The following is a 17,157-nucleotide window of genomic DNA, read 5'->3' on the forward strand; positions in this document are numbered from 1 at the left end:
TAAAATGCCGAATCCTATAAAATAATACAGGATTCGGCATTTTTTTATTCTTTACAGGGATTCATTCACTGGTATATTTGACAATCGCAAGTAAAAGTTGAAGCAAATCAAAAAACCGAACCGGAACGTTAAGTCCGCTTCGGTCACGTCATTATTTCCAGACAGATTCATCTAAATTATGCAGATCGTGATAACGATGTCTGGATTCGATCATCATTTTTTGCATTGTTTCAATATCCTCATTTTCAATTGCTGTTGTCAGCTGATCGAGCTGGTCTCTGAATCCGTCAATATGACTGAGCAGATGGTCTTTATTCATAATGAACAGCTCAGGCCACAATTTTTCGTTAATGTTGGTAATGCGTGTGAGGTCTCTGTAACTATCTCCAGTGTAAGCTTTCGTATTACGGTTTGTATCATCACTGTTAATGAGGGATACAGCAATCACATGGGCAAGCTGGCTTGTGAATCCGATGACTTCGTCATGGAAGTCGGGTGTGACGGAGGTAACATTTTTAAAACCGATCTGTTCCACAAGTTCAGTGAGCATTTTAATATTCTCTCCGCTGTTTCTCCCTGTGGGTGTGAATAAATAATTCGCACCCTGGAATACTTCACCGCTTGCGAATGAGAGCCCTCTGTTCTCGCGTCCCGCCATTGGATGACCGAATACGAAATCAGCATTATCAGGAAGAAGCGGTTCAATTTCTTCTATAATGGAGCGTTTCACCCCAGTTACATCCGTTAAAATAACACCTTCTTTAAAGTAGGGGGCATATGACTCTACTAAAGATTTAAGAATCATTGGATAGACGGAGAAGATTATCAGGTCCGCTTGCGGAATAATCTCTTCAGGATGTTCATATCCTTTTGTAATAAGTCCACTTTCTTCTGCATTCTTCAGCGATTCCGTGTCTATATCTATCGCATATATATCATGTTCAGATGTGTTATCTTTTATGGCAAGGGCAAATGAACCACCGATATTTCCCAGCCCTGCAATTACTATTTTCATGACAAACCTCCACTTTCAATATATTAAATTAGTATATACGTAAACAATTTTTCATGCAATCTAATATTTCTGATAATTCTGTATTGACAAAACAATCTAACCGCTATATAATTACTCTCAACACATCTCAAAAGAGGCGATTATATATGTTACTTACAAAACAACAACAACATAATCGATTTTACTTTAGCTATTTTTGATGCCGTTTGTACCCATCACCTGCGTACAAACGTAAAACAAACCTTTTATGTTTGTATCAAGTGATGGCTAAAGCATTTTGTGATGTCTAGCCATTTATCTAAAATAAGTGGCTAGAGAACCTGTATATTATTATATAAATTCCACCGCCACTTATTCTAGATATAAGTGGCGGTTTAATTTTTACCAAAATTTAATGGGAGGTTTTATTTTATGATTATTCACGTAAAAGAAGGCGCGAAAGAACAGGAAATTAAAGAATTGACAACAAATATTGAGGAGGCAGGTTTTCAAGTACACCGGTCGGATGGCAAGAACCGCACGATCATCGGCTTGATCGGAGACACTTCGAAAATTACAGAGAATGATATGAAGAGATATAAAGTAGTAGACGACGTTCACCGCATTTCAGCACCGTACAAAAAGGCGAACCGTCAGTTCCATGAAGATGACAGCATCATCGATATTGACGGTGTCAAAGTAGGGGCAGAGAACTTCATGGTATGTGCAGGCCCTTGTTCTGTAGAGAATGAAGAAGACACAGTGGCCCTTGCAAAGCGCCTGAAGGCTGCCGGAGCCAATACTCTAAGAGGCGGCGCATTCAAACCGAGAACATCTCCTTATGCTTTCCAGGGGCTTGGTGTTGAAGGACTTCGTATTCTGCAGACTGCAAAGCAGGAAACAGGCCTTCCTGTAGTATCCGAATTGATGTCTACTGATTACCTTGATGATTTCGTTGAAATGGTCGATGTCATTCAGGTCGGTGCCCGTAACATGCAGAACTTCGATCTTTTAAAAGCGATTGGTAAAACGAACAAACCGGTTCTACTAAAACGGGGTATGTCAGCAACTATGAAAGAATGGTTGATGTCTGCCGAGTATGTTATGGCTGGAGGAAACGAAAACGTTATTTTCTGTGAACGTGGCATCCGCACTTTCGAAACAGCAACACGTAACACGCTTGACTTGCAGACAGTACCGGTAATTCAAAAAGAATCCCATCTGCCTATCGTTATTGACCCGTCCCACGCAGCAGGTATCAGACATATTATTCCTTCCATGGCCAAAGCGGCAGTAATGTCCGGGGCGAACGGTCTTCAAATTGAAGTTCACCAGGATCCTGAAAATGCATGGAGTGACGGTCAGCAGTGTCTGACGCCTGATGAGTTCGACGAATTGATGACAACAATCAACATGCTGCTCGAAATAGAGAAAAAGACGACAGGTATGGAAGCAATCGTTCAAAAATAATTAAAGGAGGGCGGCCAATGGATACACATGAAAAACTAAGGGATAGGATTGATAAAATTGACCAAGAGCTTATGGAACTGTTTGAAGCCCGGATGGAAGTGTCCAGCAGAATAGCAGACTATAAGCAGCAAAATGATATTCCTATTTTTGATGAAGCAAGAGAAGAAGAAGTTGTGGACAAAAATGTGGGAAGACTAAAGGATGAGACTTTAGAACGGCACGCAGCCTCGTTTTTCAGACATCTAATGGCGCTCTCCAGAAAACGTCAGCATGAAAATCTTAAAGATTACGAATCTCCCATTAATAATATATGAAAATCTTAGAAGCCGGGGTCCTGTACCTCAGCTTCTTTTTTTGCATAAAAATAAACACCGCCTCAGGCAGTGTTTATCATTTTTTCAAATCCGTCAAATTTTCCAGATTCTCCAGATTGTAATACGTATTTTGATATGTTTCATTGATCCAGTTATTAAAAAGGTTGTGTCCATGGCTTTTCCAGCTGAAAAGAGGTGTATTTGAGGAGTTATCACCCGGGAAATAGTTGTGTGGCAGATCTATATGCTGTCCGGTCGACACATCACGTTCGTATTCATTTTTCAGAGTTTCACGCTCGTATTCAAGGTGTCCGAATATGAACAGGTCGCGTTGGTCTTTGGAAGCAATAATATCAGGTCCGAACTCCGGATGTTCTGTAAGAATATTAAGCTCATGAATGTTTTTTAATGCTTCGATATCGATGGAAGTATGCCTGGATTGGGGGACATTGAATACGTCATCAAATCCACGCAGCATCGGATGCTCGGAGTTTAAATTCTCATATTTGAAAATACCGAAGAGTTTGCTTGGCAGTTCCTGTTTTTCAAGACCGAAATAATGATTCAAGGCAAATTGTGCACCCCAGCAGATGAAAAATCGGGAGTATACATGTGTCTGGGCCCAGTTGAGGATGTTTCGTAATTCTTCTATATAATCGACCTGATCGAATGCTAATTTTTCGACCGGAGCACCGGTGACAATCATGCCATCGAACCTTTGGTCTTTAATCTCATCAAAAGAATTATAGTATTTTTGCAAATGACTCGTCGGTGTATTCCGGCTGTGATGTGTAGACATGTATAAAAATTCGACATCAATTTGAAGCGGTGTATTGCCCAGAAGACGGAGGAGATGAAGTTCTGTCTCCTCCTTTTTAGGCATAAGATTTAAAACAAGCATACGGAGCGGACGAATATCCTGTGTGTGTGCTCTCGAAGCTTCAATGGTATATACATTTTCTTTTTTTAGGAGCTCCCGTACAGGGAGGCCTTCAATAATTTTAATTGGCATTTATATCGCATCCAAACCTTTTTTAAGGTCATCCAAAATATCATCGATGTGCTCTAAACCGACAGACAAACGAATTGTTTCAGGTTTCACGCCACCCTTAAGCTGCTCTTCTTCGTTAAGTTGTGAGTGTGTGGTGGAAGCCGGATGAATGACCAATGATTTCGCATCGCCTACATTAGCGAGCAGTGAGAAAAGTTCCAGGGATTCAATGAATTTTATGCCTGCATCATATCCCCCTGTAACTCCAAATGTGAATACTGCGCCGGCCCCTTTAGGCAGATATTCTTTTTGTAATTCATGATATCGACTGGACTCCAGTCCTGCGTAATCCACCCACTCCACTTTGTCATGCTGTTCTAAAAACCCAGCAACTTTTTGTGTGTTCTCAACATGGCGTTCCATGCGAAGAGAGAGCGTTTCAATTCCCTGAGTGAGCAGAAAAGCATTGAATGGCGAAATTGCTGCTCCAGTGTCGCGTAATAATGTGACTCTGATTTTGAATGCCAGTGCCGCCTCTCCGAAAGCTTCTGTAAAAATCAAGCCATGATAAGAAGGGTCCGGTTCAGTAAGCCCTGGGAATTTGCCGTTATCCCAGTTAAAGTTGCCGCCATCGACAATGACACCACCGATTGAAGTGCCATGTCCCCCGAGGAATTTAGTTGCCGAGTGTACTACAACATGTGCACCGTGGTCGATCGGACGACACAGATAAGGGGTTGCAAATGTATTATCCACAATAAGAATAATGCCATTATCATTGGCGATTTTAGCAAGAGTTTTAATATCCTCAATGTTACCTTCAGGATTACCAACTGTTTCTATGAATATTGCTTTAGTGTTTTCTTTTATTTCACGTGAAACATTTTCCGGATTTTTAGTATCTACAAGTGTTGCTTCAATACCAAATTTTTTAAACGTATGTGTGAACAGGGTATGCGTACCACCATAGAGGCTGGATGCTGAAATAATATGATCGCCTGCATTTGCAACACCCTGCACTGCATAAGTAATCGCAGCCATACCGGAAGCAACAGCAAGTCCTGCCACACCACCTTCAAGTTCAGCGACCCTTACTTCAAGCGCATTTGTTGTTGGGTTCATGAGCCGTGTATAAACATTACCTACTTCTTTTAACCCGAAAAGATCAGCCGCGTGTTTGGCGTCATCAAAGGCATAGGATGTTGTTTGATAAATGGGCAGTGCCCGTGAATTCGTTGTTGGATCCACTTCTTGTCCAGAATGCAGTTGTTTCGTTTCAAAACGGTATTCTTCAGTCATTTTAACGCCTCCATTAATTTTAAATAATAAAAAGAGTCTGCCTTGTTAAGATAAGGGAGACTCTCGCTTCACTCATCTGCCAGGGGGAAACCTGCAGGATTTAGCACCTTACTAAAAAGGTTGCCGGGTTTCATAGGGCCAGTCCCTCCACCACTCTGGATAAGTATTATTTAATTGTATTTCATATTACTAACTTTTTTCTGATTTGTCAAACACTTTAAAAGATTGTGATAAGAAGTGAAAAACTGCAATTAAAGTGATATGGGGAGGCGATGTAATGGAAATTTTCGACTTTATGATCATCATGCTGATAATACTTGCACTGGTTCTGTTCATAATCAGCCGCAACTATTTAAAGAATACAATGAAGGCTGCTACCAGAGCCGGCCAGCTTGAAGAAATGACGAAAAAAGTTTTAAAGTATGAACATGAAGGTAAAGGTAAGAATGAGACGATAGAGAACCTGATGAGAGATTTTGATTAAGGCTATCGTGAAGCGGAATATGTTTACAACAGGACGATCGAACGTAAAATACGAGGAGGAAAAAAATGAAAATCACACAACCTGATCCGGTATTTTTAGAAGGCGGAGACAAAGCAGTAATTCTTCTGCATTCCTTCACCGGCACTACAAGAGATATGAAAGAACTTGGAGAACACTTGAATTCCAATGGGTATACAGTATATATACCAATATTCGAAGGACACGGCATGGGGCCGGATCCGTTAGTAGAATCTGGCCCGGAGGATTGGTGGAATAACGTTGTTGAGAGTTACGAACTGCTTAAAGACAAAGGATACGATAAGATTTCAATCAGTGGTGTATCGCTGGGCGGTATATTATCCCTTAAAGCGGCATTTTCATTAGAGGATATTAACAGTGCTGTAGTTATGTCAGTGCCGCAGGGCAAGGACATTGAAGATCTTAACAAAAGAGTAGTGTCCTATACAGAAAATTTCATGGAATTCGTGGGCAGAAGTGATGAAGAAATTGATGAGAAATTGAAGGGGCTGGAAGAAGAGCCAATGGCATCTTTACCGGAATTCGAATCATTGATTGATGAAGTCCATAGTAAGCTCGGAGAGATTTCAGTGCCTTTGGCTGTAAAGTATGGCGGGAAAGATGCTGCTTTATATGAAGAAAGTGCGGATCACATATACGATGAAATTGAATCGGAAGCAAAAGATATGAAAGTATATCCTAATACCGGACATCTCATGACGAAAGGAAAAGATAAAAAGCTGCTTTTTAAAGATATATTAGATTTTTTTGATCACCACAACAAATAACGCTGCCAATCTGGCAGTGTTTTTTAATTTCAGGATATCTCATTTGTCATGATTAGTTAAGAAGTGTACTATTAAGTTACTATTTAAAAAATTCGAAAAGTATATGGAGTGGTTATTTTGGTAAACATCAAGGATGTCCTGAAGATTGGATTTGCCTACACCGGTGTCGTAGTCGGTGCTGGATTCTCCACAGGACAGGAGATTCTCCAGTTCTTTACGAATAACGGTTTCATCAGTGTTTTCGCTGTATTACTATCAGGGCTTCTTTTACTATTCACAGGTAAATGGACAGCTGACGTAGGGTACGACCTTAAGTCAGAATCCCATGTAGAATCGATTATGAATATATTTGGACCCGTGTTCGGAAAGATTATTGATTACATATTGGCGTTTTTCCTGTACGGCGTGGCAGTCATCATGATTGCAGGTGCCGGATCGACATTCTATGAAAGCTTTGGTACACCGCCCTGGCTGGGCGCATTGTTATTGGTTATTGCAGTGTACATAACTTTAAATTTAAATTTTAATAAAATTGTAATCGTTTTAGGTGCAGTCACACCTTACTTACTTGGTGTCGTTATCATCATTGCAGTTATCACGTATTTCAATTCTCCACTGGCCCTGACTGAAGCAGATCAGTTTGCAAAACCGGAACTTACGGTCAACGGAGCCTGGTGGTGGGATGCAATCACTTACAGCGGGTTCACTATCGCTGTAGCATTTAGTTTCCTCACAATGATGGGATCAGATTCCAAGTCCCGTAAAACAGCCGGTTACGGTGGGATTGCCGGAAGTATCATCATTCTGATATTAATGCTTCTGATTAATACGGGTATCCTCTCGAGGCTTGATGCAGTAAATGATGTTGCATTGCCCATGCTGCTGCTGGGGAATGAAATACACCCTCTTTTAGGAATATTGCTTGGCATTGCAATGTTACTTGTTATTTATAATACGGCTGTAGGAATGCTATATCCTTTCCTGATCAGATTCTTCACCCCCAAAAGCAATGGTTACAATATTCTGTTGCCGTTATCACTAATCCTCGGTTATATTTTGAGCTTTGCTGGATTTGCGGATCTGGTAGGAACAGTATATCCGGTAATGGGATATCTCGGGCTAATATTGGGAGCAGGCCTATTTATCAAATGGATTGCTTTAATGGGGAATAAGAAAAACAGATCAAAAGTTCAGTAGTAAAAGAGACTAAGATATAAATCGGGAATATTCGACTTTTATAAATTCAAGCCCTATTCTCCACTAAATTTTTTCTAAGATAATAAAAAACACTTTCCACTTTGAGCACTTATTTACTCAAAATATGGGAAGTGTTTTTTTTCGCGGAAGATTATGTCCCAGCCTCTTTATTTTATAATGACATTCATATTTTTCAATACTTCGAGTGTTTTATCGTGCAGATCTTCATTTGAACTGCCGACAAGGTCTTTATTAACAGTGATATCAGCCTGGGGGAAGATATTTTGTATGACCATGAGATTGGCCAGTATACAAATATTAGTTTCCACACCGATGAATTCTATGGTTTGGTTGGTTTCTACTTCCTCCTGGTATTCCTCCTGAATTTTTTTAGCTTCCTCCGGAGGTATCCCGTAGAAAGTTTTTACGTATTCATCACCATAGTTTTCCAGTAGAGCAAAAAACTCAGGATATATGGTTTCATCAAATCGAATGCTCTCAGTGGATCTCCGATCATGTTCAAATTCAGGATAGAGGTTTTTTGTATATATAATTGATTCATTATCATCTATGGCTTTTTGTATACGTGCAGTGATGTCGTTTTTTATTTTTTCCGTCCATTCACCATAACTCGAACCAGAGGCATCAAATGTATCATTCTGCAGATCTATAGCTACAAGCATGTAATCCCTTCCCATCTCATTTATATGCTTTCTTGATATAATATACCCGATATCTTGCATTTTTAAAGGTGAAATTTTATTAGGAGACGTCAGAGAGAAAATCTATAATTTTAACCATAGGATGAATCTCGTCCTGGACGACCTGTACTTCAGCTAAACATTTGAGATGACAGCGTTTTGATGGTATATTTCAGATAGGCGATAACCAAGCCATCCTGCAATACAAGTAATATCTGAAAAGCCCGGGACGGGCCGTAGTAAAATAATCCGACCGCTGTACGGTTGCACCGTTTAAGTTGCCTGGACAAGTTAGATGTTCCTAGAAACCCGTTACTTTAGCGACGGCGTAGTTCATAATGAAGTTAATTAAACATCGAAAGCCTCCTAGGGTTCCGCTGCATTCGCAGGTCAGGTCCGAGAGGAGGCGCATGGATAAATTTCCATGACACGGAAGGACAAAAGCCTGGGAGAGAATAATATTCTCATCCCGGGTTTTTTCATATTATTATGGAGGGTTCAGAGTAATGAATAATCAATGGATTAAAGTTGTCATAGCGAGTATTTTTGAAGTCGGCTGGGTTATTGGACTGACGCATGCGGATGCATGGCATGAGTGGATATTTACACTTATCGCGATATATGTCAGTTTTTACTTGATGATTAATGCCGGTAAATATTTACCGGTCGGAACAGTTTATGCTGTCTTCGTTGGCTTAGGTGCATTTGGTACAGTACTTTCTGAAATTGTACTATTTGGTGCACCGTTTGTGCCGTTGAAAGTTTTATTGATCGCATTGATTCTTGTAGGTGTTATCGGCCTCAAAATGGTCACAGATGACGGCGATAAAGAGGAGGTACAATAATTATGGCATGGTTTTCATTAGTTATTGCAGGTTTGTTTGAAGTCCTGGGTGTATTATCCATTAATAGACTTCACAGAGATAAAAATATAACTTCATTATTAATATTGCTCGGCAGTTTTGGTTTATCTTTCACGTTTCTTGCCTTCGCACTTCAGACGCTGCCGATGGGCACGACGTATGCAGTATGGACAGGTATTGGCGCATCGGGCGGGGCACTTTTAGGCATGTTTTTCTACAATGAATCCAAAGACTGGAGACGTATCATGTTCATACTGCTCATCATAAGCGCAGTGGTGGGGCTGAAGTTGATTTCATAATTCATGATGTAAAATAATGCGTTTCAATACTGTCTTCATTAAGCAGTTCAAGCAAAGTGCGGGTACTTTTTGAATGAAATTTCACGTCAGGAGTAAGCAGGTGGAAGTAACGGTTGAGTTCTGTACTTTCTTTGTTGATAATTTTCAGGGAGCCGACTTTCAGTTCTTCTTCAATGGTATGGCTCGATAATAGTGTAAGGCCAATACCGTTTGCTACAGAACTTTTTACCGCCTGCGTGCTGCTTAATGTGATGGTTTTGGGGTGAATGTCGAGGGAAGCAAATAAATGGTTCTGGTAACTTCTTGTTCCCGAACCTTCTTCACGGATAATCCAGGTTGCTTTCTCAAGCGCCTGTTTATTAAGGTCATCAGGCATATTTTGATTGCCGATAATATACAGGCGGTCTTTAAGCAGCCGGGTGATGTTTAGGTCTTTGTCGGTTGCACGTTCCTCATCTTCAATAATACCAATATCCAAATCATGTGATTTAACCATTTTAATAATGGAAGTTGAATTGCTGATTGATACTTCAGGCGAAATTGCAGGATGCTTATTCAACAGTTTCGCAATCTTTTTTGGAAGAATGTACTCACCATATGTATAACTTGCTCCAATATTAATGGGCCCTCTGGATTCATTTTGCAGGTCTTGTATCAAATGCTGCATTCTTTCATTAATGCTCAGCATTTCTTTGGCGTAATAATAATAAATTTCTCCCGCAGGATTAAGCTTTATCGTTCTGCCGGATCTGTCAATGAGAGTAACACCAAGCTCTTCCTCAAGTTTTTTAATGTAACTTGAAACAGCAGGCTGGGTCATGTGCAAAAGCTCAGCAGCCTGGGTAAAGCTCTTTTTATCTACTACTGTTACAAAAACTTTAATTCCCTGATTAATCATATTAGGACACCCTCTCATAAATCATCACTTATAGATAACATAATTATATACTATTTCATTTATCCTTCATATGGCGCTATCATAAATATGGAGGCGTTATTATGATCAGCTCTATTAGAACAAAAGGGTTTATCACCGGTATTTTATTTACACTGGTGATTGCCATATCAGGATTTTCACTTGCAAAATTGCCGGTTTTTGAATATATAGGTCCGTTGGCTACAGCAATAATAATCGCTTTCATATACAGGCAAATATTTGGATATCCATATAAAATAGCATCAGGTATACAGTTTTCTTCTAAAATTTTACTTCGTGCCGCTATTATTCTATACGGATTGAAACTGAACATTGATATCGTATTTGCGGAAGGCCTGACATTATTGATGCAGTCTGTCATTGTCATTGTTTTCTCAATCGGGGCCACGTTTATATTTGCAAAAATGGTAAAGGCAGATATGAATATTTCCATGTTGGTAGGTGTAGGCACTGGAGTCTGCGGAGCAGCGGCAATCGCAGCTGTTGCACCCATCCTTAAATCAAAAGAGGAAGATACAGCCATAAGTATAGGCATTATCGCACTGCTGGGAACTGTTTTTTCGATTGGGTACTTATTTATCAGACCATATTTACCAATGGATTCCCTTGAATATGGAACATGGGCCGGTCTGAGTCTGCATGAGCTTGCCCATGTTGCACTCGCTGCAGAACCGATGGGAGAAGATATACTGGCCATTGCGCTGCTCGCAAAGCTATCCAGAGTGTTTTTACTGGTGCCTCTTTGTTTTATATTAATTTTCTTTGTCAGAAGAAAACAGAACAAGGAGAGCATAAAAAAAATACCTTTCCCGTATTTCCTGATCGGTTTTATAATTATGAGTTTGTTTAATAGTTATGTATTGGGCACACACATTGCTGTAAATGCAGAAGTTATGCAAGCAGTTTCTGTTTTCACTTCTATTTTGCTTACGATGGCTATGACAGCGCTGGGTCTGAATATTAACTTGAAGGACACAATGAAACGGGCATCGAAGCCATTTATGGTAATATTGTTTGTTTCCTTATTGTTATCGCTGTTTTTTTACATGTCCATATAAAAAGCCGTTTCCTTTTGGAAACGGCTGGGCCTTTTGAAAGATTAGATAAGGAATTGCTCAACATTTTCACTGTTTGTTACAATCAGGAATACTTTTCCTTTATCCATTTCAGCTTCATAATTTTTAGATTCAGATTCGTCAAAGCCAATATTTTGAAGTTTGGTGCGGAGTTCGTCACCTTTGCTCTCGAATGGTGCTTTCACAGCATCTCCTGTGTCCATTTCTTTGGCACCGATAGTATTGATTCCTGTATTTTTAGCAATTCTTTTCGTCCTGTCATCATCGTGTGAAAGAACATAAATATCTTCATCTTTTACATTATTACCTGAAATCTTTTTAATGTCTTCCTGAAGTTTCTCATCGTTTTCATATGCTTTGATAAAAGGTTTCATAAAGATTATTCCTCCTATAGCAGTTTTGTTCATTACAGTAATTGATTTCCCCGTTTAGTGTCTTTAAAACATTCTGCAGTTAACATTCCAGGTCCTTTTGAACTTCTCTTATTTTTGTCATTGACAAACCATACTTAACTCATTAATATTACAATGTTATGCTTGAATTAATTTGGAAGGTGGGCACAGCATGAATGCAGTTTTAGTCGCTGTTTTAGTTATGATTATTCTGAGTTTATTCAGATTAAATGTGGTGCTTGCATTATTTATCGGAGCACTTGCCGGAGGCATTGTTGCCGGGATGCAGATCGCAGATATCATCACGGTATTTACCGAGGGTATTGTTGGAGGGGCAGAAATTGCTCTGAGTTATGCATTGCTGGGAGGGTTTGCTGCTCTGATTGCGTATAGTGGCATCACCGAAGTTCTTGTTAATTTTATTATTAAAGCATTGAATAGAGAGCAATCAAAAAAAGCGAGGATTATCGCCAAAACTTCCATTATAGCTGCACTTCTTGCTATTGCTATAATGAGTCAAAACTTAATCCCTGTGCATATTGCCTTCATACCTATTCTTATTCCGCCAATTCTCAGCTTAATGAATGAGCTTGAGATCGATCGGCGATTGATTGCAGTAGTTCTTACATTTGGATTAACGTTTCCATACGTCATATTACCGGTTGGCTTTGGCCAGATATTTCAGAATACAATTGTTACAAGCTTTGAAACTGTGAGCGTGGACATTGCATTTGGTGATGTCGCTCCCAACCTGCTTATCCCGGCCGGCGGGTTTGTCGTGGGGCTGATTATTGCGCTGTTCTATTATAGGAAGAAAAGAAATTATGAAACAGTGCAAATCGCTTCACAGCAAAAAAGAGAAGTCAGCAAGACGACGGTTGTTACTGCAGTGTTATCAATTTTAGCCACTTTTACGATCCAAATAAGTACAGATTCAATGATTTTTGGGGCACTTGCCGGAATTATGATTTTCTTCCTGTCTTTTCAGTTTAAGTGGAAGAATTTAGACACTGAACTGATTAGTGGCATTCAAATGATGGCATATATCGGTATTGTAATGCTTGCTGCCAACGGATTTGCTTCTGTTATAACAGAAACAGGACATGTTTCTTCATTGGTGGAAGGTATCGCAGAAGTACTTACCGGTCAGAAAATTCTTATCGTCATGTCGATGTTAATCGTCGGTCTTATCGTTACGATGGGGATTGGATCATCTTTTGCAACAATACCTATCATTGCTAGTATTTTCGTTCCCATGGGTATTGAACTGGAGTTGTCGATGGCTGCAATTATTGCAATCATCGGTACAGCGGGTGCGTTGGGGGATGCAGGATCTCCCGCATCTGATTCTACTCTGGGTCCTACTGCCGGGCTTGATGCAGATGGACAGCATGATCATATTTGGGATACATGTGTACCAACCTTTATATTCTTAAATATTCCCGTGCTGATAGCAGGTTTTATAGCAGGAATGATTTTATAATACTTTTGCGAATCCATTACATTAAGTAATGGATTTGCTAATGTGAAAAACTTTAAAAGGGGAAAATAAATGTATCATACGGGTTCTAAACGGGAAATGTATGCACAGCTGATGAGAATACTCTGGCCGATACTGATTACCCAGATTTTGCTTTACTCCATGAACATGATAGATACTATGATGTCCGGTCGTGCAAGTGTCGATGATCTGGCAGGTGTTGCCATAGGATCAAGCTTTTGGGCACCGGTGTCGACAGGAATCAACGGAATTCTTCTTGCCGTCACTGCAATTGTTGCAAACCTGATGGGTGCGGATGAGAAAGAAAAAGTGCATAATACTGTGACACAGGCGATGTATATCGCGTTGTCCCTTTCTGCATTCGTAATTCTAATGGGTATGATTTTCCTGGATGATCTACTCGAAATGATGGAATTGACACCGGCTGTTCATCATATCGCATACCATTATCTGATTGCATTGTCTGTTGGTATTATACCGTTATTTATGTTTGGAGTGGTCCGTAATTTCATTGATGCACAAGGACTTACGCGTGTATCGCTATACGTTATTTCCATGTCGCTTCCATTGAATATTTTCTTTAATTATGGGTTGATTTTCGGTAACTTCGGTTTTCCTGAACTTGGTGGAATTGGCGCAGGGTATGCAACGGCGATTACATATTGGCTCATCTTCTTCATTGTCGTATTTATGACTTTCAGAGTAGAAACGCTCGCAGCATTTAAATTATTCAGGAAAATCACGCTGCCATCATTCAGCGTGATGGTATATCATTTGAAAATTGGCGTTCCAATCGGTGTGTTGCTGTTTGTGGAAACAAGTATCTTTTCATTAATGACATTGCTCATCGGTATTATGTTTACGACAGATATCATTGCAGCAAACCAGATTGTGCTGAACTTTACGACCATGTTATTTATGATGCCGCTCAGTATTTCAATGGCGATGACGATCGTAATTGGATTTAGTGCAGGAGGCGGTAGATTTGAAGATGCAAGACGTTATAAGATGATGGGACTTGTGACAAGCCTTGGCTTAATCTCTGTAACGTCCATACTTCTGTTTTCATTCAGGGAACAAATCTCATATTTATATACAAATGATCCAGCCGTAGTCGCCATCGCTGTACCTTTATTTTTATTCGCAATCATTTATCAGCTGTCGGATGCATTGCAGGCATTATTTCAAGGGATACTCAGAGGATATAAAGATGTCACGGTTCCCTCGATCATCGCCATTTTCTCTTATTGGTTCGTCGGTCTAGTCACCGGGTATGGGCTCGCAAGATATACATCACTCGAAGTATATGGATTCTGGATTGGTATTTCTCTCGGATTAACATGTGCTGCTCTAGGTTTCTTTATTCGTCTCAGATTCATAGAAAAAAGAAATATGTTTACAAATGGAGAAAGTGCGCAATAGAAGAGTATTCTGATTTAATGAGAGGAGTATTAAGATGAGCGGAACAAACAATCCCTTATATAAACATTACGATGGCAAATTTGAAAAGCAGGAACAAGCGTACCCGGGTCTCCAGAACAAAATGCATCCAGTACCTGATTGCGGCGAAGAATCATATGTGGGCAATAATCAGTTAAAAGGTAAAAAAGCACTTGTTACAGGAGGAGATTCAGGTATCGGGCGTGCAGCAGCGATTGCCTATGCTAAAGAAGGGGCCGATGTCGCAATCAGCTACTTGCCTGATGAAGAAGCAGATGCACAGGAAGTAAAAGAAGTCATCGAAAAGACAGGCCAAAAAGCAGTTCTTCTTCCGGGTGACTTAAGAGATGAAAAATTTGCAAGAGATCTCGTACACGAAGCGGAAAAAGCACTCGGAGGGCTGGATACATTAGTATTGAATGCAGCCATACAGCAATTTGAAAAAGACATCAGGAATCTTTCTACTGAACAGCTGACTGATACATTCACAGTTAATATTTTCTCAAATGTATGGATGCTCCAGGAAGCGCTGCAGCATCTGCCGGAAGGCGGCAGTGTTGTCGTTACGACATCCGTGCAGGCTTTCGAACCTGCCGGGCTCCTCTCAGATTATGCAATGACAAAAAGCTCACAGGTCGCCTTTGTCATTGCGATGTCTGGACAGCTTGCGGCAAAAGGAATCCGCATCAATGCTGTAGCACCCGGACCGGTCTGGACAGTATTGCAGGTGGCCGGCGGACAGCCTCAGGACAATATTCCGGAATTCGGCCAAAACACGCCATTAAAACGTGCGGGACAACCTGTAGAGCTTGCTGACACTTATGTGCTTCTTGCCTCAGACAAAGCGAGTTACATTACTGGTCAAGTATATGGCGTTACAGGCGGTATGCCTATAAATTCATAATAATAAAAAGCACTTCCCACTTTGAGCGCTTATTCACTCAAAATATGGGAAGTGTTTTTTGTGCGGAATATTATATCTCAGCCTCGTTTTTTATCTCAGGACTAATCTGATCAGCTTTTGAAAAATCTTCAGATTTGGGTATCTGAAAGGTATATCGAATAATGTGGTTTGTTCCAGTATGCTTTTCTCATGAGTGAATGTATCAAATGAATATTTTCCGTGATACTTACCCATACCGCTGTTACCCCGGCCTCCAAAAGGAAGATAAGGAGTTGCAAGATGATACATGGCATCATTGATTGCACCGCCGCCAAACGGCACTTTCTTTATTACTTCCCGAGCTTCTGATTTGTCTTCTGTAAAGACATAAAGTGCCAGCGGATCCGGCATATCACGTACATCAAGAATAGCTTTGTCTAAATTATCAAAAGATAAAATGGGAAGTACCGGACCAAATATTTCTTCCTGCATTGCTTTGTGATCGAATTCGACATTGTCTATGACAGTAGGTTCTATTGTACGATTGCCCGAGTCCGACCCCCCACCATATACAACATCGCCTTCGATTAGATCTTTCACACGTTCGAAGTGATTATCATTCACTATGCTCATATATTTACCATTCATGAAATTCTTATGATAAAACTTATGAGTGTAATACTTAATATAATCAATGAGTGCTTCCTTTATGGAACTTTCAGCATAAACAAAATCAGGCGCAACACAGGTTTGTCCGGCATTTGAGAACTTTGCCCAGACAATCCGTTTTGCTGCGAGTTTTAAATTTGCATTTTTGGTCACGATGGCAGGAGATTTACCGCCAAGTTCGAGTGTTACCGGTATTAGATTATCTGCAGCGCTTTTCATTACAATTTTTCCAACATGTGAACTTCCTGTATAGAATATATAATCAAAAGGCAGTTTAAGCAGTGCCTGGTTGGTCTCTATTCCACCTTCTACTGTAGCGATATACTCAACAGGAAATACAAATTCCATTATTTTTCGTATGACTTCCGCAACTGTTGGCGTATGTTCGGAAGGTTTCAATACAGCAGTGTTACCGGAACAGATTGCACCAATTAAAGGAGCAATAGTGAGATTGAATGGGTAATTCCACGGAGCAATGATCAGTGTGACGCCATAAGGTTCTTTATAAATTCTGGATTTTGCTCCGAAGTGAGTCACTGGTGTTTTCACTTTTTTGGGTTCCGACCATTCTTCTAAATGTTTTAATGTATGACTGATATCATTATAAGCGTAACCGATCTCAGTTAAATATGCGTCTGATTCCTGCTTGTTGAAATCTTCAATCATGGCACTTAACAGTTCATCTTCATAAAATTTAATGCCTCTTTTTAATTGTTTCAGGGCATCCTTTCTAAATTTTATATCCCTCGTCCTGCCGGACTGGTAGAATTGTTTTTGTTTCGCATAAATTGATTCGTACATTGATTATCACTCCTCATATTATAAATTACCCGTTTCTTTT

The 17,157-nt window shown here is 40.0% G+C and carries 18 protein-coding genes and 2 riboswitches; of the genes, 11 read left to right on the forward strand and 7 right to left on the reverse strand.

Annotated elements, in window-relative coordinates:
• Window positions 1–151: 151 nt before the first annotated feature.
• A complete protein-coding gene (locus ACKRAT_RS00705) occupies window positions 152–1,015 on the reverse strand; it encodes a prephenate dehydrogenase (protein ID WP_411843204.1) in 864 nt (287 codons plus the stop codon).
• Window positions 1,016–1,426: 411 nt separating this feature from the next.
• Here ACKRAT_RS00705 and aroF point away from each other — a divergent pair, with 411 nt between their 5' ends.
• Together aroF and ACKRAT_RS00715 are read left to right on the forward strand one after the other, a co-directional pair.
• Complete coding sequence (gene aroF, locus ACKRAT_RS00710; protein ID WP_411843205.1) at window positions 1,427–2,464, forward strand: 3-deoxy-7-phosphoheptulonate synthase; 1,038 nt, start codon at window positions 1,427–1,429, stop codon at window positions 2,462–2,464.
• Between the two features lie 17 nt (window positions 2,465–2,481).
• Window positions 2,482–2,778, forward strand: a complete 297-nt coding sequence (locus tag ACKRAT_RS00715) for a chorismate mutase (RefSeq protein WP_411843206.1) — start codon at window positions 2,482–2,484, stop codon at window positions 2,776–2,778.
• Window positions 2,779–2,854: 76 nt separating this feature from the next.
• Here ACKRAT_RS00715 and ACKRAT_RS00720 read toward each other — a convergent pair whose 3' ends face one another.
• Both ACKRAT_RS00720 and ACKRAT_RS00725 read right to left on the reverse strand, forming a co-directional pair.
• Window positions 2,855–3,790 carry a homoserine O-succinyltransferase gene (locus tag ACKRAT_RS00720; RefSeq protein WP_411843207.1) on the reverse strand — a complete coding sequence of 312 codons (936 nt, stop codon included), beginning with the start codon at window positions 3,788–3,790 and terminating at the stop codon, window positions 2,855–2,857.
• Window positions 3,791–5,068 (reverse strand): O-acetylhomoserine aminocarboxypropyltransferase/cysteine synthase family protein, encoded by a 1,278-nt coding sequence (locus tag ACKRAT_RS00725; protein WP_411843208.1) that lies wholly within the window; start codon window positions 5,066–5,068, stop codon window positions 3,791–3,793.
• A 69-nt stretch (window positions 5,069–5,137) separates the two neighbouring features.
• Window positions 5,138–5,234, reverse strand: a riboswitch (SAM riboswitch).
• A 111-nt stretch (window positions 5,235–5,345) separates the two neighbouring features.
• Here ACKRAT_RS00725 and ACKRAT_RS00730 point away from each other — a divergent pair.
• From ACKRAT_RS00730 to ACKRAT_RS00740, 3 genes are all read left to right on the forward strand, one after another.
• Window positions 5,346–5,552 (forward strand): hypothetical protein, encoded by a 207-nt coding sequence (locus tag ACKRAT_RS00730; protein WP_411843209.1) that lies wholly within the window; start codon window positions 5,346–5,348, stop codon window positions 5,550–5,552.
• 65 nt (window positions 5,553–5,617) lie between these two features.
• The gene (locus tag ACKRAT_RS00735; RefSeq protein ID WP_411843210.1) at window positions 5,618–6,358 is read left to right on the forward strand and encodes an alpha/beta hydrolase; all 741 of its coding nucleotides are present in this window, start codon (window positions 5,618–5,620) and stop codon (window positions 6,356–6,358) included.
• A 117-nt stretch (window positions 6,359–6,475) separates the two neighbouring features.
• Window positions 6,476–7,555 (forward strand): hypothetical protein, encoded by a 1,080-nt coding sequence (locus tag ACKRAT_RS00740; RefSeq protein WP_411843211.1) that lies wholly within the window; start codon window positions 6,476–6,478, stop codon window positions 7,553–7,555.
• Between the two features lie 167 nt (window positions 7,556–7,722).
• Here the strand turns inward: ACKRAT_RS00740 and ACKRAT_RS00745 are convergent, their stop codons facing one another.
• Window positions 7,723–8,238 carry a cysteine hydrolase family protein gene (locus ACKRAT_RS00745; RefSeq protein WP_411843212.1) on the reverse strand — a complete coding sequence of 172 codons (516 nt, stop codon included), beginning with the start codon at window positions 8,236–8,238 and terminating at the stop codon, window positions 7,723–7,725.
• Between the two features lie 373 nt (window positions 8,239–8,611).
• Window positions 8,612–8,710, forward strand: a riboswitch (guanidine-I (ykkC/yxkD leader).
• A gap of 52 nt (window positions 8,711–8,762) precedes the next feature.
• On the opposite strand from ACKRAT_RS00745, the gene ACKRAT_RS00750 reads away from it, so the two are divergent.
• The gene (locus ACKRAT_RS00750; protein WP_411843213.1) at window positions 8,763–9,101 is read left to right on the forward strand and encodes a DMT family transporter; all 339 of its coding nucleotides are present in this window, start codon (window positions 8,763–8,765) and stop codon (window positions 9,099–9,101) included.
• A gap of 2 nt (window positions 9,102–9,103) precedes the next feature.
• Complete coding sequence (locus tag ACKRAT_RS00755; RefSeq protein WP_411843214.1) at window positions 9,104–9,418, forward strand: DMT family transporter; 315 nt, start codon at window positions 9,104–9,106, stop codon at window positions 9,416–9,418.
• Between the two features lies 1 nt (window position 9,419).
• Here the strand turns inward: ACKRAT_RS00755 and ACKRAT_RS00760 are convergent, their stop codons facing one another.
• The gene (locus ACKRAT_RS00760; RefSeq protein ID WP_411843215.1) at window positions 9,420–10,316 is read right to left on the reverse strand and encodes a LysR substrate-binding domain-containing protein; all 897 of its coding nucleotides are present in this window, start codon (window positions 10,314–10,316) and stop codon (window positions 9,420–9,422) included.
• A 101-nt stretch (window positions 10,317–10,417) separates the two neighbouring features.
• On the opposite strand from ACKRAT_RS00760, the gene ACKRAT_RS00765 reads away from it, so the two are divergent.
• A complete protein-coding gene (locus ACKRAT_RS00765) occupies window positions 10,418–11,413 on the forward strand; it encodes a YeiH family protein (protein WP_411843216.1) in 996 nt (331 codons plus the stop codon).
• 41 nt (window positions 11,414–11,454) lie between these two features.
• Here the strand turns inward: ACKRAT_RS00765 and ACKRAT_RS00770 are convergent, their stop codons facing one another.
• A complete protein-coding gene (locus tag ACKRAT_RS00770) occupies window positions 11,455–11,805 on the reverse strand; it encodes a general stress protein (protein WP_411843217.1) in 351 nt (116 codons plus the stop codon).
• A 190-nt stretch (window positions 11,806–11,995) separates the two neighbouring features.
• On the opposite strand from ACKRAT_RS00770, the gene ACKRAT_RS00775 reads away from it, so the two are divergent.
• The 3 genes from ACKRAT_RS00775 to ACKRAT_RS00785 all read left to right on the forward strand — a co-directional run bounded on the left by ACKRAT_RS00775 (window position 11,996) and on the right by ACKRAT_RS00785 (window position 15,668).
• The gene (locus ACKRAT_RS00775) at window positions 11,996–13,306 is read left to right on the forward strand and encodes a Na+/H+ antiporter family protein (protein WP_411843218.1); all 1,311 of its coding nucleotides are present in this window, start codon (window positions 11,996–11,998) and stop codon (window positions 13,304–13,306) included.
• Window positions 13,307–13,375: 69 nt separating this feature from the next.
• Window positions 13,376–14,746, forward strand: coding sequence for an MATE family efflux transporter (locus tag ACKRAT_RS00780; protein WP_411843219.1), 1,371 nt, complete (start codon window positions 13,376–13,378; stop codon window positions 14,744–14,746).
• 34 nt (window positions 14,747–14,780) lie between these two features.
• Window positions 14,781–15,668 (forward strand): SDR family oxidoreductase, encoded by an 888-nt coding sequence (locus ACKRAT_RS00785; RefSeq protein ID WP_411843220.1) that lies wholly within the window; start codon window positions 14,781–14,783, stop codon window positions 15,666–15,668.
• Window positions 15,669–15,758: 90 nt separating this feature from the next.
• Here ACKRAT_RS00785 and ACKRAT_RS00790 read toward each other — a convergent pair whose 3' ends face one another.
• Window positions 15,759–17,117, reverse strand: coding sequence for an aldehyde dehydrogenase (locus tag ACKRAT_RS00790; RefSeq protein ID WP_411843221.1), 1,359 nt, complete (start codon window positions 17,115–17,117; stop codon window positions 15,759–15,761).
• Between the last annotated feature and the right edge of the window lie 40 nt (window positions 17,118–17,157).

This window comes from Salinicoccus sp. HZC-1 (assembly GCF_046736035.1).
Classification (GTDB): domain Bacteria; phylum Bacillota; class Bacilli; order Staphylococcales; family Salinicoccaceae; genus Salinicoccus.